This is a genomic window from Paraburkholderia sp., from assembly GCF_034668105.1.
GTDB lineage: Bacteria > Pseudomonadota > Gammaproteobacteria > Burkholderiales > Burkholderiaceae > Paraburkholderia.
On sequence record NZ_JAXDPY010000545.1, the window covers coordinates 1 to 16166 of the forward strand.

16 protein-coding genes are annotated in these 16166 nt (G+C 59.3%); 12 read left to right on the forward strand and 4 right to left on the reverse strand.

The annotated features are described in order from the left end of the window. The 8 genes from QOC89_RS24140 to QOC89_RS24175 all read left to right on the forward strand — a co-directional run. Window positions 1–688: MFS transporter (locus QOC89_RS24140; RefSeq protein WP_323047319.1), on the forward strand; the 688-nt coding region annotated here is incomplete at its 5' end. A 9-nt stretch (window positions 689–697) separates the two neighbouring features. Beyond that, window positions 698–1243 (forward strand): GAF domain-containing protein, encoded by a 546-nt coding sequence (locus tag QOC89_RS24145; protein ID WP_323047320.1) that lies wholly within the window; start codon window positions 698–700, stop codon window positions 1241–1243. A gap of 159 nt (window positions 1244–1402) precedes the next feature. After that, complete coding sequence (locus tag QOC89_RS24150) at window positions 1403–2566, forward strand: branched-chain amino acid ABC transporter substrate-binding protein (RefSeq protein WP_323047321.1); 1164 nt, start codon at window positions 1403–1405, stop codon at window positions 2564–2566. Between the two features lie 87 nt (window positions 2567–2653). Continuing rightward, a complete protein-coding gene (locus QOC89_RS24155) occupies window positions 2654–3901 on the forward strand; it encodes an FAD-binding oxidoreductase (RefSeq protein ID WP_323047322.1) in 1248 nt (415 codons plus the stop codon). 71 nt (window positions 3902–3972) lie between these two features. Continuing rightward, a complete protein-coding gene (locus QOC89_RS24160) occupies window positions 3973–4875 on the forward strand; it encodes a dihydrodipicolinate synthase family protein (protein WP_323047323.1) in 903 nt (300 codons plus the stop codon). Window positions 4876–4933: 58 nt separating this feature from the next. Then, complete coding sequence (locus QOC89_RS24165) at window positions 4934–5932, forward strand: 4-hydroxyproline epimerase (RefSeq protein WP_323047324.1); 999 nt, start codon at window positions 4934–4936, stop codon at window positions 5930–5932. A 46-nt stretch (window positions 5933–5978) separates the two neighbouring features. Continuing rightward, the gene (locus QOC89_RS24170; RefSeq protein ID WP_323047325.1) at window positions 5979–7214 is read left to right on the forward strand and encodes an amidohydrolase family protein; all 1236 of its coding nucleotides are present in this window, start codon (window positions 5979–5981) and stop codon (window positions 7212–7214) included. 133 nt (window positions 7215–7347) lie between these two features. Then, window positions 7348–8025 carry a GntR family transcriptional regulator gene (locus QOC89_RS24175; protein WP_323047326.1) on the forward strand — a complete coding sequence of 226 codons (678 nt, stop codon included), beginning with the start codon at window positions 7348–7350 and terminating at the stop codon, window positions 8023–8025. A 25-nt stretch (window positions 8026–8050) separates the two neighbouring features. Here QOC89_RS24175 and QOC89_RS24180 read toward each other — a convergent pair whose 3' ends face one another. The 3 genes from QOC89_RS24180 to QOC89_RS24190 are packed head-to-tail and all read right to left on the reverse strand — an operon-like array spanning window position 8051 to window position 10563. Continuing rightward, window positions 8051–8824 (reverse strand): pyrroline-5-carboxylate reductase, encoded by a 774-nt coding sequence (locus QOC89_RS24180; protein WP_323047327.1) that lies wholly within the window; start codon window positions 8822–8824, stop codon window positions 8051–8053. Continuing rightward, the gene (locus tag QOC89_RS24185; protein ID WP_323047328.1) at window positions 8817–9302 is read right to left on the reverse strand and encodes an aconitase X swivel domain-containing protein; all 486 of its coding nucleotides are present in this window, start codon (window positions 9300–9302) and stop codon (window positions 8817–8819) included. Before QOC89_RS24185 ends, QOC89_RS24180 begins: the two co-directional genes overlap by 8 nt. A 4-nt stretch (window positions 9303–9306) precedes the next feature. Next, complete coding sequence (locus QOC89_RS24190; RefSeq protein ID WP_323047329.1) at window positions 9307–10563, reverse strand: aconitase X catalytic domain-containing protein; 1257 nt, start codon at window positions 10561–10563, stop codon at window positions 9307–9309. A 284-nt stretch (window positions 10564–10847) separates the two neighbouring features. Here QOC89_RS24190 and QOC89_RS24195 point away from each other — a divergent pair, with 284 nt between their 5' ends. Both QOC89_RS24195 and QOC89_RS24200 read left to right on the forward strand, forming a co-directional pair. Then, window positions 10848–12320, forward strand: coding sequence for a CynX/NimT family MFS transporter (locus QOC89_RS24195; protein WP_323047330.1), 1473 nt, complete (start codon window positions 10848–10850; stop codon window positions 12318–12320). Continuing rightward, window positions 12317–13333: an MBL fold metallo-hydrolase gene (locus QOC89_RS24200; RefSeq protein ID WP_323047331.1), complete on the forward strand. Its 1017-nt coding sequence runs from the start codon at window positions 12317–12319 to the stop codon at window positions 13331–13333. Before QOC89_RS24195 ends, QOC89_RS24200 begins: the two co-directional genes overlap by 4 nt. 57 nt (window positions 13334–13390) lie before the next feature. On the opposite strand, the gene QOC89_RS24205 is transcribed toward QOC89_RS24200, so the two are convergent. Then, window positions 13391–14308, reverse strand: a complete 918-nt coding sequence (locus QOC89_RS24205; RefSeq protein WP_323047332.1) for a LysR family transcriptional regulator — start codon at window positions 14306–14308, stop codon at window positions 13391–13393. Between the two features lie 133 nt (window positions 14309–14441). On the opposite strand from QOC89_RS24205, the gene QOC89_RS24210 reads away from it, so the two are divergent. Together QOC89_RS24210 and QOC89_RS24215 are read left to right on the forward strand one after the other, a co-directional pair. Beyond that, window positions 14442–15908 carry an amidase gene (locus QOC89_RS24210; RefSeq protein ID WP_323047333.1) on the forward strand — a complete coding sequence of 489 codons (1467 nt, stop codon included), beginning with the start codon at window positions 14442–14444 and terminating at the stop codon, window positions 15906–15908. A 70-nt stretch (window positions 15909–15978) separates the two neighbouring features. Next, a partial coding sequence (locus tag QOC89_RS24215) for a hypothetical protein (RefSeq protein ID WP_323047334.1) occupies window positions 15979–16166 on the forward strand: 188 nt, incomplete at its 3' end.

The following is a 16166-nucleotide window of genomic DNA, read 5'->3' on the forward strand; positions in this document are numbered from 1 at the left end:
TTATGAGTATTCGGGATCATTCTTCGGAAACCTGAAGCTGCTGTGGAAGCCGCCGCTCGCGAAGACGACGCTGATGACCTGGTGTCTGTGGCTGTCGGTAACGTTCTGCTCGTACGCGTTCTTCGTCTGGATTCCCGGCTTGCTCGTTCAGCATGGCATGACCATCACGAAGAGCTTTTCCGTCTCGATCCTGATCTACCTCGCGCAGATTCCCGGTTACTACTCGTCGGCATACTTTTGCGAAAAGCTGGGACGTAAGGCAACGATCGTCGCTTACATGGCACTGGCTTGTGCCGCAGGTATATGGCTGGCAAATGCGGGCAGCGACACGTCGATCGTCCTGGCTTCGATCTTCATGTCCTTCGCGATGAATGGCGTCAATGCGGGCGAGTATGCTTACACGCCTGAAGTGTTCCCGACACATCTGCGCGCAACTGGAATGGGCACGGCGTCCGCGTTCGGCCGTATCGGTGCAATCTGCTCGCCAATGCTGGTGGGCTATATCTACCCGCTGTGGGGTTTCGCCGGCGTGTTTGGCATGACCACGGTCATCCTGCTGGTCGGCGCGCTTGCCGTGATTTTCCTGGGCGTCTCGACGACCGGAAAGACGCTCGAGGAAATTTCGGAGGCGGAGTACGGCTCCATGCTTCCCGAGGCGCAAAACGCCGCGCTTCGACCCGCAAAATAAGGAGTTTTCGTGACGAACACAAACCACGCACTCATTTTACGGGCGATCGAGCGTGTCGCCCGGATGCAGCAGAATGGCGGAGACGCCGACCTCGTATGGCCGGAGCTCGAACGCTCCCTCACCGAGGTATTCGGCCAGCGGCTCTTTACCGTGCTGGCTTATGACGAGGCGTCGAGCCGTCTGGGACGTCTGCATAGCAATCGCCTGGATATCAATCCGATAGGCGGACTCAAGCGGGTGACGCAAAGCCGCTGGTCGGATCAGGTTCTTCACCGCGGTGAGATATTTGTCGGCTCTACGCGCGAGGACATCAAGTCGGTGTTTTCAGAATACGAGACGTTGTGGTCGATTGGATGTGAGAGCGTGCTGAACATCCCCGTGCGCAAGAATGGCGTCACCCTCGGCACATTGAACCTGCTTGGCGAAGCTGGGCTGTATGACCACGCTGATACCGGAGCGGCGCTGGTGTTCGCACAACTCGCGGTTGCGCCGCTCGAAGACCAGGTTCACAAGCTGCGTGGGCTTGAGGATCCTGACGTGATGGAACAGGTGTAGGACTTGGGCGGGATGGCGGAAGATCGCGCTCCGCCAATTTTTCGAGCGCATTTGACAGACCCGCTGAAGGCGCGCATCATACAAAAAGTTGTTGTATATTGGATCCAATATAATATTTTCGGCGTTCAACGCGGCTTTACGGGTAGCAAGGAGACTGATATGAAAGTTCGCACCACTGCTCTGGCAGCCACTGCTTTTGCGGCCGCTGCTTCGGGATTTCTGCTTCTGTCGCTCGGCGCCGCGCAGGCCGCTGAAACACAAACGGTCAAACTGGGTCTGGCCGCTCCAATGACGGGCGCGCAGGCTCAGTATGGCAAGGATTTCGAGTCGGGCGTGCAGCTCGCCATCGACGACTTCAACGCCACCAAGCCTACTATCGACGGCAAGGAAACGAAGTTCGTGCTGGAAGCGCTCGACGATCAGGCGGACCCGAAGACGGGCACCGTCGTCGCCCAGAAGCTGGTCGATGACGGCATCAAGGGCATGCTCGGTCACTTCAATTCCGGCGTGACGATCCCCGCGTCGGCGATCTATTCGCACGCAGGCATTCCGCAGATCTCGACGGCAACCGCACCCGCGTATACGCGTCAGGGCTTCAAGACCACGTTCCGGATGATGACGTCCGATACACAGCAGGGCGGTGTGATGGGCAAGTACGTCGTCGAGACGCTCCATGCGAAGCGTATTGCGATCATCGACGACCGCACGGCATACGGCCAGGGTCTCGCGGAGCAGTTCGAAATGGCAGTGAAGGCGGCCGGCGGCAACATCGTTGACCATCAGTTCACGTCCGACAAAGCCGTTGACTTCAAGGCGATTCTGACCGGCATCAAGTCGAAGAATCCTGATTTCATCTATTACGCGGGTGCCGATGCGCAATCCGCACCCATGGTGAAGCAGGCGCGCACGCTGGCGATGAAGGCGACGTTTGCCTCGGGTGAAATGTCGAAGACGGAAGATTTCATCAAGATTGCCGGACCGGCGGCGGACGGCGCGATTGTCTCGCTCGCGGGGCTGCCGTTGGACAAGATGCCGGGTGGCGCGGGCTTCACGCAGCGCTACAAGGCCAAGTTCGGCTCCGAACCGACAACCTATGCGCCGTACACGTATGACGGCGCCATCGCCATGATGCAGGCGATGCAGAAGGCCAATTCGTCAGACCCGTCCGTCTACTTGCCGGTGCTCGCGAAGACCGACATGAAGGGCGTCACGAGCGATCACTTTGCCTACGACAAGTACGGCGATCTGCGCGACGCGATCATCACCGTCTACAAGTGCGAAAACGGACAGTGGAAGCCGATTACGGTACTCGGATCCAAGTAACTGAAGCCACGGTGGACGGAAGATCTGCCGTCCACCCATGCAATACCTCGACTCACGGCAATGACTCAGCAAGCGCAAAACTTCCGGATGACCCCCGACGTTGTGGTGATCGGTAGCGGAATCGTCGGTCTCGCCTGTGCGTGGTCCGCACTGCGCGATGGCGCTAGCGTAACGATCATCGACCGCGACTTCGAAGGCGACCGTACGTCGCACGGAAACGCGGGCGGTATCGCCGTCACGGAGAGCACGCCCATTTCAGTGAGCGGCTTGTACATGAAGGCGCTGAAGTGGCTGTTCGATCCTTTGGGGCCGCTGGCGCTTGACTGGAAACATCTGCCGACCGCGTTGCCCTGGTTCATGGAATTTCAGCGCTCGGGCAACAAGGACCGTTTCCGCGAAATCTCTCTGGCCTTGGCCATGCTGAACAACCGCGTCTACGACGACATAGTCCCGATGTTCAAGGACATTGGCGCGATGGAGAGCTTTTATCGCCGCGGCGCATTGACGGTCTACGAGAGCGACGAAGCCTTCGCCGCCGACCAGCACGAATGGGCATTCAAACGGGATCTGGGTGTGCGCTGGCACGCCATGTCGGCCGACGAGGTTCGCGATTGCGAACCGTCCCTCGCGCCGGTTTTTCGTCATGGTGTGTTTCTCGACGACTGGTCGCACATCGGTGACCCGAAGCGTCTCGTGACGCAACTGCGCGAGCGCGTGAAGCAACTCGGTGCCACGTTTGTGGTCGGCGCAGTGAAAGCACTTGATCTCGCCGATGCGCTTGCGCCAGCGGCGGTCACCGAGGCAGGCGAACGGGTAAAGGGGCGCCGCCTCGTCGTGGCAACCGGTGCATGGTCCGCTGCACTTGCCGGATCGATCGGCGACCGCGTTCTGCTGGACAGCGAGCGGGGCTATAACACGACGCTTCCCGCACATGGCATCAGCCTGTCGCGCGAAGTGATTTTTGCCGAACGCAAATTTGTTGCCACCCCACTGGATATCGGCGTGCGCATTGGCGGCGCCGCCGAATTCGCCGGTCTCAAGGCGCCACCGAATTACAAACGCAGTGACGCGCTGCTCGCGCTCGGAAAGCGCTTCCTGCCCGGTATCAACGACAAGGGCGCCGTGAGATGGATGGGGCACCGTCCGGCCACACCGGATTCTCTGCCGGTCATTGGCCCATCGCCGCGCGCGCCGTCCGTCATTTATGCGTTCGGCCACGGTCACCTTGGTCTGACGCAATCGGCAACAACAGGTGCGCTTGTCGCGGACCTGCTTGCCAATCGAACACCCGGAATCGGACTTGAGCCGTACTCGATCAACCGCTTCCGGAATTAACGGGGCCCCGCGACCTCGATCGACCCGCGGGAGCTCCCGCCTCTGATTATCTTTTTTTGAAAGGTGTAGCCATGCAAGTCAACTGGAAAGGTGTGTTCCCCGCTGTCACGACGAAGCTGAAGGACGACGGTTCTCTCGATCACGAAGCGATGAAGGCAGGTTTGAACCGTCTCATCGACAGCGGCGTCGGTGGCGTCGTCATCATGGGTATGGTGGGTGAGAGCGCCCAGCTTACGCCGGAAGAAAAGCGCACGGTAATCAAGCTTGCCCTTGAAACCGTGAACGGACGCGTACCGGTGATTGCGGGCCTCGCTGAAACCACGACGGCAAATGCAGTGCAGTACGCGAAGGACGCCGAAACGCTCGGCGTTCAGGGCCTGATGGTTTTTCCCGCGCTCACGTACAAGTCCGACGCCCGGGAAACGATTGCCTTCTACAGGACTGTCGCTCAGGCGTCCAGCCTCGCGATCCTGCTCTATAACAACCCGCGCGGATATGGCGTGGACCTGACGCCGGACGTGGTGGCACAACTGCTGGAAGAGCCGACGATCGAAGCCATCAAGGAAGAATCGTATGACACCACGCGGGTCACCGATCTGATCGGCCGTTTCGGCGACCGCCTGGCCGTCGTGTGCGGTGTCGACGATCTGGTGCTTGAGTCCGCTGCGCTGGGCGCGGCATGCTGGGTCTCCGGCATGGCTAACGCGGTGCCGAAAGAATCGGTTGAATTGCTGAATCTGGCCATTGCCGGCAACTATGAACGGGCCCGCAAGCTGTACCGTGCACTGATCGATCTGTTCCATCTGGATACGCACGTGAAGCTCGTTCAGTACATCAAGCTGGCCGAGAACATCACGGCCGGCTATTCGGAAACCGTGAAGGCTCCGCGCCTGAAGCTCGAAGGCGAGGAGCGCCAGAAGGTCATTGCAATTGTAGAGAAGACGCTTGCCAACGTGCGCGCCCTGTCGAAGTAATGCGGATGGGGTCTGCGCCAGGCTATTTTTTGCAGGTCATTCTGGATAAAGCAGGGTTATGAAATCGACATTCTTTTGCATCGACGGACATACGTGCGGCAATCCGGTCCGCGTCGTCGCAGGCGGCGCGCCGCGGCTGGAAGGCGCGAACATGATCGAGCGACGCGCGCACTTTGAGCGCGAGTTCGACTGGATCCGGACGTCGCTCATGTTCGAACCTCGGGGCCATGAAGTGATGTCGGGCAGTATCCTCTATCCGCCGACCCGGTCCGACTGCGACGTTGCCATCCTGTTTATTGAAGTCAGCGGCTGTCTGCCGATGTGTGGCCACGGCACCATTGGGACGGTCACAACGGCCATCGAGCACGGTCTGGTGCGTCCGCGTGAACCCGGTGTGCTCCGTCTGGACACGCCGGCCGGTCTCGTGGTTGCCCGCTACAAGATGGACGGCGACAACGTCGATTCCGTGCAGCTCATCAACGTTCCGTCATTCCTTCATTCCACGGACCTGACGGTGGACGTCGAGGGGCTCGGCGAAGTCCGCTTCGATGTCGCCTATGGCGGAAATTTCTACGCGATCGTCGAGCCGCAGAAAAACTTCGATGGCCTGCACACACTCAAGCCTTCGGATATTCAGCGTCTGAGTCCGATCCTGCGTCAGAAAGCGAACGAGAAGTATCAATTCGTTCATCCCGAGAAGGCCGAAATCCGCGGTCTGAGCCACGTGATGTGGACGGGTGAGCCGACCGTCGAAGGTGCAAGCGCACGCAATGCCGTGTTCTACGGCGACAAGGCTATCGACCGGTCACCTTGCGGCACGGGGACTTCCGCGCGAATGGCACATCTGGTCGGCAAGGGCAAACTGAAGATCGGTGAACGTTTTGTTCACGAAAGCATTATCGGAACGCTCTTCAATGGTGTGCCGGAAGAAGCAACCAAAGTGGGTGAATTCGACGCGATTATTCCGAGCATCGAAGGGTGGGCGCGAGTGACGGGACACAACACGATCTTTGTCGATGACCGTGATCCGCTCGCCAAAGGCTTTTTGCTGAAGTGATCTACCGCGGCCCGTGGGCCGCTCAAAAATCGGCTGGGGAATTGAAATGTTGATCCTGAAGAACGCACGCGTGCTGGATGTGAATCACGAACACGACACTGCGCGCTATTCGATTGTCGTGGACGGGGAGGTCATCAAGGACGTCACTCGCGAACCGGTGTCGATAGACGGCGCGCAGGTTATCGACGTGGGAGGCAAGACGGTCATGCCCGGGATGATCGACTGCCATGCGCACGTCATTGCATCGGTTGCACATCTCGGCACCAACGGGCGTTTGCCGAACACCTTTGCCGTCTTGCGGGCAGTACCGATCCTGAGCGGGATGCTCAACCGGGGTTTCACAACCGTGCGGGATGCCGGCGGCGCCGACTACGCGCTCTCACGTGCGATCGAAGAGGGCGTGATCGCCGGGCCGCGCTTATACGTGGCCGGTAAGGCGCTGTCGCAGACGGGCGGTCATGGCGACTTCCGGGAGCGCTTCGACAACTCCGATCCCGACCCCTGCGGCTGTCACCGCAATCTCGGCGCAATCGGGCGCATTGTCGATGGCGTGGACGACGTCCGCAGGGCCGTACGCGAAGAGATGCGCGCCGGCGCCCACCACATCAAGATCATGGCGTCGGGTGGCGTTGCGTCGCCAACGGATCCGATCGGGAACCTGCAATTTTCCGTCGACGAGGTCAAGGCGATCGTCGAGGAAGCGGCGTCGCACCAGACGTATGTGATGGCGCACGCCTACACGGGCAAGGCAATCTCTCGCGTCGTGAAGCTCGGCGTTCGCACTATTGAGCACGGCAACCTGATCGATGACGAGGCGGCGGCAGTCATGGCGGAGTTCGGCGCGTTTGCGGTGCCGACGCTCGTTACCTATGACGCGATGAACAAGGTCGGGGCGAAGTCCGGCGTGTCGGAAAGTGCGCTCGCTAAAAACGAGAACGTGCGTATTCAGGGCTTGAAAGCGCTCGAACTGCTCAAACGCAACGGGGTGAAAATGGGACTCGGCACCGACCTGCTGGGCGACATGCACGAGTATCAAAGCGACGAACTGAAGATCCGTTCGGAAATTCTCGGCGCGTTCGAGACTATCTGTCAGGCCACGGTGATCGGTGCCGAAATCGTTGGACAGCCGGGCCGTCTCGGGGTCGTCGCCGCGGGGGCCTTCGCTGACCTGCTGGTCGTCGATGGTGATCCGCTATCCGATATCAGCGTCCTTACCGGGCAGGGTGAGCGCATCGCAGGCGTGATGAAGAACGGCGCGTGGGTGCGGAAAACGTTGCAGTGACGCCGCGCTGGTCATTGGATTTTGGATCCGATAGCCGATGCCGTGGTAGCATGGGCACTGTATCCTGAATCCTTTAGTGAAGCTGATCATGCCTCCAGTCGCCGCCAAACGTCGTACCAGGGAATCGTCCGCGATGAGTGAAGTCATCGCGGACGAAAGCACGCGCAAGATTGTCCGGCCCACGACAGTCGAACTCGTCACGACGGCGATCCGGCAGCGAATCCTGAGCGGCGACCTGGCTCCGGGTGAGCCTTTGCGGCAGGAAGCGCTCGCCGAGGAACTCGGCGTCAGCCGCGTTCCGATCCGTGAGGCCATCACCCGTTTGACGGCAGAGGGCTTGCTGACCAATGTCCCGCACAAGGGAGCATATGTCTCCGAACTCTCGATCGACGAGGTGAAGGAGACGTTCGACATCCGGCTACGTCTTGAACCGTGGATCTTTTCCGAAGCTATCCCGCGCATCAGCGAGGCCGAGATGGACAAGGCGGAACGGCTTGTCAAGGAAATGGACAAGGCGGATTCGGGCGTGTGGGGGCAGTTGAACTGGCGTTTGCACGAAACGCTTTATCTGCCTGCGCAGCGCGACATCACGCTGCAGATGTTGCGGGTCTTGCATGACCGCTGCGATCGGTATTTCCGCTTTCAGGCCGTGCAGGTGCCGATTCGCGAACAGTCGCATGACGAGCACATGGCCCTGGTCGAGGCATGCAGGACTCGCGACGCGAAGCGTGGGGCCAAACTGCTGGAGCAGCACGTCAAGACGGCCGCACAGCAGATCATGTCGGTTGTCGAAGCGGTGGTGACGCGCTGATTCAGCCGTCGCTGCAAGGCCGGCATCACTGTTTCCTGATGCGGGCGAGAATACGGTCGAGCGCGCTGGCTTGAGCGCGGAATACCCCTTTCGATTCAAGGTCAGCGGTCATTTGCTCGTTCAGGCCGCCAGACGTCGAAAATTCCTTCGAAAGTTCGGCGAAGGATTCATCTCTTGTAGTGGCAGTGCATGCCAGCCCTTTAAATAGCGACGCGAGATAGGTGCGCGCGTCGGGATAGGGGATACCTTGTTGATGCAGCCACATCGCCTGTGCCTCGATCATGGCAAAGAAACTTCCCATCAACGAGGTGGAGGCGAACAGACTGTCGAAAGCGTCTTCGTCCTCGACAGGAATAGCGGCACCGAGCGGCGCAAAAAGTTCGGTGGCGACACGGTCGTTTGGGTAGACGATGGTCGGCCCCATCGCCTGCGCGACCATCGGCAAAGGGGCAAGACGGACGATCTGCTTTACCTCAGGCATCAATGCCGCAATTCGCTCGCGATTCCAAGTCGCAATGAAACTGAGGATGTGGTGAGTCGGCGCCAGATGAAGTTGCGATAGCACCTGCTCTGCAATCTGAGGCCGCACGGCGAGGCAAAGCAGGTCGCATCGGTCCGCGACATCCTGATTGTCCCGGCCGACGTGAACCAACGCATGTCTGCCTGACAGCCTTGCTGCTATTTCCTGATTGCGAGGCGAGACCCAGATCTCGCGTAGTTCACGCGGCGCCGCAACGAGGCCAGTAACAATAGCTTCCGTGATGGTCCCCGTACCGATAAAACCTATTCGTTCAATCATTTCCTGGCGTCCTGGATGAAGGTATAAGCCTTTTCTGGACGTAAATTCTCGCGGGGCGCGACGCATCGCCGGCGTCGATCTCCAGTGTTGCGGTGAAAGACGCAATTTGCGCGAACACATCTTCGCCGACACTCACGACGGGTACGCTGAGGGCGTAGAGCTCGTTGGCGGCAATCACGCCTATGGCAAGAATCAGGTCGCGTTCTGCCAGTACGATGCCGCTGGGGCCTGTCCTATTGCGCAATGCTTCAGCCAGCACGCTGCTGCTGGAGCTGGACCCGCGCGCCCGCGGCATGATGAGCATCCGGTCTTTCAGGCTCTGTCCGTAGCCCGCATGTGTCTTGTCGACGATCACGCCGTTTTCAGCATCGTAGCCACCCCAGAAGCTCAACGGCGGTAGCGCGATGGTCAGGCCGCTTGCGCGCCCCGGCACGAGGACCTGGCCGTCAAGTTCGAGAGTGGGCGGGATCGTGGTCATCGGTTTAGCCGGCCAGTTCATCAGTGCAAACTCTCCCTTCGAAGGCGGAGCGAACACATTCGGTCATGCTTCCGAACGCGACTGTGACGCCGATGTTCGCAGGGGCATAGTGAGCCCACTTCCCTGAGTTAGTCATCACCCGTCCCTTGATCTGTTTCATCACGGGGGTGATGTAAGTACATGTGTCCACCACAATCTGAACGCCGCGCGAGGCCAGTTGCTGGGCGAGGCCCTCCTCTTCGATCTGCCAGAGAACATAACGGCTCGTATTGACATAGAAGTCGCATCGGAGCGGCCCGTCGTACGATTCGAACAGTGTGGCGAGCCGGTGAAACTCGTCGACCGAAAAATGCGGTGTTCCCAGACTGATCGCGGCGAGCGGCTCGCTGGAGCGAGCATCGTTCCACTTGCGATGGATCGCGACCAGATCCGCCTCGCTGACAACAATCGTCTGTTCCGGCTTGCCGCCCTGTAGCGCGGCATCGAGCGTCGGCGCTTCCGGGGTAATTCCTACCGCGTGAAAGAGCGCCACTGAGCCGCTGGATGCGGCCGCGGCGCCAAGAGATTTCAATTCGTCTTCTGTCGTGTCCGCCGGCAATCCGGTGATCGCGGCGACCGTTGCCCCCGCTTCAAGGCCGAGAAGAAAGCCGAGCGCGGCGAAACAGGCGTCGCGCCGCGGCGAATCGCTGAAGTCGGGCGCTGCGAACACAAGACGGGCGGCCCGGTTTTCGGTGACGTGCAACCCGGCATACGGAACGCGGCCGGCAATTGCCGCCGCGAGATCGAGAAAATCGCCGTAGCGACTCGTGCGGGCGCCCAAAACCGAGTTGGCGAAGACGATCGCATTCGATTCAGCCCACGCGATCTGATCGCCTAAACGTGGGCGGTGTTTTAGCTGGTACGGCGCGCAGGTGAAAGTCGCTTCGCAGCCGAGTTCCAGATGCGCCTCCATCAGGCGCTTTGCCGCGCGCGCGGTTTCCGGTTTTCCGCGATACAACTCCGGGTGGATCAGGTCGAGTGATCCGACATTGAGTGTGGTCGCAACGGTGACTCGCGTTCCGGACGCGACAAATCGCTCGACGAAATCGAGACTCACGGAGCCGTGGTACAGACATCCGTCGATATGAGCGGAGGAAATGTCGACCAGTCTTTGAGCGTTCATCACATGCGCCGTGGCGACGACTATACGCATCGCGAGCGCTGCGCCATCGCCGGATTCACCACTTAGCATTGCTTTGTCACGAACTGATAGTTCAAGCACTGTCGCCTCTTTGTTGGGGTCATGCGCAACAGGAACGAGGATACCGCACGTTCGCGTTGGGGACCATGGATGTCCGCGTGGACGGGCACCGATTTGATGCCGCGCATCGATCTGGTTTGTCGATCATCTCCTATGCTCAGGCGTTGCACGAGGTCGTAACAGTCACGTGAAGCTAGTCGTTTCGACCATCTTCACGTATACCTCAGCAATGAGTGATGTGCCGTAGAAGCATCACGTCTCTCCCAAGTATTGGTATCTCCTATAGCCAGGATAATCAACCAGTCTTGGACGCCTATTGCCGGATCGGCGCATCCTCCCTCCATCAGTTCTTACCAGCCCCCTACGGCTCGACATTGAAAGCGTCGGTTCGTGAGAAGTCTCGCGACTTCATCAGAGGTATTTCAATGAAGACTCTTGCCGTACCACCCATAAATGCCGATCGCGATGGCGAGGATATCGTGTCGAATAGTGCTGTGACAGAGATTCATGCTGACAATACTCAGCAAGGATCAGCTGATGCAAAAGAGGCGGTGTTGCTAGTTGTCGCGATGGTAGTCATAGCGATGGCTCTTCGACCCGGCATCGCTTCGATCGGGCCGGTATTGCCGCTCATCAGCCGGGAGTTTTCACTTTCGCATGCAATGGCGTCATTGTTGACGACCATTCCGATTCTGCTCATGGGGCTGCTGGCGCTGCCGAGCCCGTGGCTGGCACGGCGCTTTGGAAGAAATGGCGTGTTGCTTGGGTCCCTCGTATTGCTGTTTGTATCGATGTCGGCGCGCACATTTGCGCCGAACGTCTCGATGCTTCTGTTGACTACAGCGGGTGTGGGAGCCGGAATCGCGATAGCCGGAACGTTGTTCGCGGGGCTGATCAAGTCCAGATTCCCAACCAGGGTGGCGATGTTCATGAGCATCTATGCAATCGCGCTCGCGTTCAGCAGCAGCGTCTCTGCTGCCGCGACCGGGCCGATCGCCGCGATTGCGGGCGCCAATGGCTGGCGACTTGGAACAGGTGTCTGGACGCCTGTCGCGCTGATTGCGGTTTTCGCAGGGCTTGCAATCCTTGTATGGGAAAGGCGGAAGGCCCCGGTTGTAGTCAACAGGGCGGCGCGCGCAGCAAGATTACCGCTGAAGAACCGGACAGCGTGGCTGGTTGCGTTGTTTTTCGCTTGCGACAATTTATTGTTCTTCGCGTTGCTGTCCTGGACTTCGCCAATATATCTGGAGCACGGACTGTCCGCGGCGTCGGCGGGCATTCTGCTTGCAACCTACACCGCCGCATTTACGGTTGGGATCCCTGTGTTCGGCTTTTTGAGCCGGGCTCATGACCGCCGTGGATGGCTCGCAGCTTGCGCGGCGCTCGCGGCAGTAGGGACGCTGGGGTTGGCATTGACGCCGCTACTCATACCCCAAGTCTGGATTGCCATCGCGGCGTTTGGTCTGGGCGGCGGTTTTACACTCGGCATGACCTTGCCACTCGATAGCGTGCACGATGCGGACGAGGCTAACACGTGGAATGCATTCGTCATGACCGTGGGTTACCTGATTGCGGCTGCGGGGCCCTTGCTGGTCGGCTCGCTGCGCGATTTAACGGGCACCTTTGCCGTTCCAGTCTGGCTTCTGTTTGTCGTTGCGCTCGGCATGCTCGCTTTGACACCGTTCCTCTCACCCCATAGATATCGAAGCTCACCGCCTGTCCCCATGCTTGTTCCACACGCGGGCAATCCGGTGTGCTTAACGGAGATGAAAAAATGAATGCGTTCATCAAGTTGTGTAAGCAATCGGGCGTATTGTCCGGCCTATCACTGGCGTCGATCGCCATGGCTATCGGCTTTCCGCTAGCCTCTACAGCGGCGTTCGCCGAGACCGTTAGTCAGCCTTCATCAGGCAAGGACGCTGTGCCGGATGATTACTTTCATACCGGCGCAGGGTCGCGATATTTACGCCGTGCGGCTGCTGATCTCGTCGTGCAACCTCTGCGTGGCAATATCACCGTGCTAATGGGTTCTGGCGGAAACATCACCGTCCTGTCGGGCAAGGGTGGCAAGTTCCTGGTTGACGCGGGCATCAGCAAATCGCGGGCAAAGGTGCAGGCAGCGCTCGACAAGATCAGTCCCGCACCGCTGAAATACGTGGTCAACACGCATTGGCATTGGGATCATACCGATGGCAATGCATGGATGCATGCGGACGGCGCCACCATTGTCGCGCAGAAGAATACCCTGAGGCATCTGAGCGAAACCACTCACGTCAATGCCTGGAACTGGACCTTCGATCCGGTGCCGCCAGGTGCGCGTCCGACGCTGATTGTCGACCATGAAAAGACCTTTAACTTCGATGGAACACGTATCGAAGTCGAAAACTTTGGCCATGGCCATACCGACGGTGATGTCTGGATCTACTTCAAAAAGGCCGATGTGCTGGCCCTCGGAGACACCTTCTGGAATGGCATTTATCCGTACATCGATAACGAAGATGGTGGCGACATCAATGGTGCGATCGAATGGGCCAACAAGGCTGTGGCATTCACGACAGATCACACGATCGTCATTCCAGGCCACGGTGCGGTGGGTACACGCGCGCAACTGATCGAGTTTCGCGACATGTTGGTCGCGGTACGCGACAACGTCGCGGCCTTGAAAAAGCAAGGCAAGTCATTGGACGAAATTATTGCCGCCAAGCCCACCGCCGCCTTTGACGCGAAATGGGGGAATTTTGTGTTCAACGGCGATCAGTTCACAAAGATGGTTTACGCCGGTCTGCAATAAGCCCTATTGGCAGGCCACGGTCTTGAGCGGGGCTTCCAGGCCGCCGCTTCATTCCGCTCATAGCGGATGCCTCATCACAGCGGCGGGCATGAGACTGGCAACTGTCTGTCGCAACCAGACGTTGCCGGGATCGCGATGGAAACGCGCATGCCAATGCTGCCTCACGGTGTAGCGCGGCAACTCGTACGGCACCACCAGATTGCGAATCGGCTCGCGGGACAACATGGCGAGTGCGTAATAGCGTGGCACGGTCGCGAGAAGTTCCGTCTCACTCACGATCTGCGCAACGGCCAGAAAGCTCGGCACCCGCAACGCGATGTCGCGTGTGACGCCAGCAGAAGCGAGCGCCTTGTCGACCATCGCGGTATGCCCAGTCCCCGGGTTGGAAACTTCCACGTGCCGTTCGGCGCCGTAGGCGGCCTTGCCGAGCCGCTTTCCAATGCGTGGGTGCGAAAGGCTCGCAATACACTGAAAGTCCTGCTCGAACAGGGATTGCTGATAGAAGCCGGCATCGAGTTGCGGCATGTAACCCACCGCCAGGTCGACTGTGCCGTCTTCCAGCCGTCGTGGACTGTCGGAATTGATCTTCTCGGCCTCGACATGAATGCCGGGTGCGTGAGACTGCAGGTGGCTAAGCAGCCGCGGAAGCAGGGATATCTCGCCAAGGTCGGTCATGCACACACGGAATGTCCGGTGGGAATCGACCGGGTCGAAGACGGGCACACCTGTTCGAGCGACTTCCAGATCTTCGCGCACCTGGTGCAGCACGGGGTGTAGCGCGACGGCACGCGGCGTTGGCCGCATGCCGCGTGAGGTGCGGATAAAAAGCTGATCGTCGTAATAGGCACGCAGACGATTAAGTGCGGTACTGGCGGCGCCCTGGGTAATGCCGAGCTTATCCGCGGCGTTCGTCACACTCAGCGTCTTGTATATCTCGTCGAAAACCCAGATCCATTCCACATCAAGGGAAGCCATAGTTTCGTTCCAGGTGATATCAAGAATTTCGATACACTTTATCCCGCCGCTCGGTTGTCTGGATAGTGGTCCGGTGCAAGAATATTCGCACTCACCCCTTCTTCCCGTGTAACGACATTAAGCTGGATAAGACATGTCAACCAAGCACAACGGCGATTTCCTGCAAGCCAAAATATCAACCACTACACTGCCAGGCGAGATCTGGCGTTGGCACGCCGTCGATATCGCCGCACAGGTTCGCGCAGGTTCTGTCTCTTGCGCGGAGGTGCTCAAGGCCTTCCACCAGCGCATTGATTCGGTCAACCCACGACTGAATGCCATCGTGCATGCGGACCGCAAGCAGGCGATCGAGACCGCGAATCGGGCAGACGATTTGCTGCGAAACGCACCCCACCAGGCCGGAGTTCTGCATGGCGTGCCGTTGACGATAAAGCTCAACGTCGATGTAGCCGGCGAAGCAACGACGAATGGCGTTCCGGCTTACGCTGCACGCGTCGCCCCCGCGGACAGTTCGGTGGTCGTTAACCTACGTAATGCCGGCGCGAACATCATCGGCCGCACGAACGTACCGCCGTTTTCTTTCAGGTGGTTCACCGACAATCCACTCCACGGCAGGACGCTGAATCCGTGGCGGCAGGATATTACGTCAGGTGGATCGAGCGGTGGTGCGGGTGTTTCGGTAGCAACAGGCATGTGCGCTCTGGCGCATGGCACCGACATCGCCGGATCTATCCGCTACCCCGCATACGTTAATGGTGTGGTGGGCCTGCGTACCACGCCGGGACGTATCCCGGCCTACCACCCGACCACCAGCCAGCGCTTTTACGGCCTTCAGTCCATGTCCGCGCAGGGCCCACTCGCTCGATCGGTTGCCGATGTGTTACTCGGACTACGCGCAATGATCGCCGCCGATACGCGTGACCCAACGTGGGTCGATGCGCGGTTGGAACACCCGGATGATTTTGCGCCAGTGAAGGTCGCCCTGATCGACGAGATACCGGGAACCACGGTTTGTGCGGAAATCAAGGCAGCGCTCCAGCAGGCAGCGACCGCGCTTGCAGCGGCCGGCTATATCGTCGAGCGCGCGCTGCCCCCTGAAATTGAGCAGTGCGTTGAAGTGTGGCAGTCGATCGTAATGACGGAGTCTCGTCTTGGCATGATTGCCGGCGTAGATGCGATCGGAGACGCCGACATCAAACGATCGGTCCACAACATGGCTGATTGCGGGCCCACAGTCGACCTGAACGGTTACGTTCGGGCGATCGCGCGGCGCGACGAATTGCGTCGCAAGTGGAACGAATTCCTTGGCCGCTACGCAATTGCTCTTTTGCCCGTTTCATGTCGCCTGCCTCAACCGTGGGGTGCGGACCTGGGAACGGTCGATGAGATGCGCGCGCTCGTAGCCGCCCAGAGTCCCATGATCGCCACTGCAGCGCTTGGACTTCCTGGAATCAGTGTCCCAACGGGCCTGTCCGGTGGACTGCCGATCGGCGTGCAACTGGTGGCGGACAGTTTTCGGGAATTGCGCCTGCTCGCGGCTGCATCAGTCATTGAACGCAATGCCGCCGTGACATCTGCGCTCGACTATAGGGCTGACTGAGATACCCGGACCCGGATATTACCGGGCTCCGTTTAAGTCACTCCCAGGCCGGTATGACGCAGAAATCGGGATGGCGAGTGCATCTTCGATTTCCGTACCGGTATCGACAAGCATTCAAGTGTGGGCAACGTACTCACAATCAGCAACGCGCACGCGAGTCGCGCAATCAGGAGACTTCATTATGTCCTCAGCCAACTCTTCATCTGAAGCGGTTGATGTTCAGGCTTTCATCGATCAGCAACGGTTCTCTCCCTACCA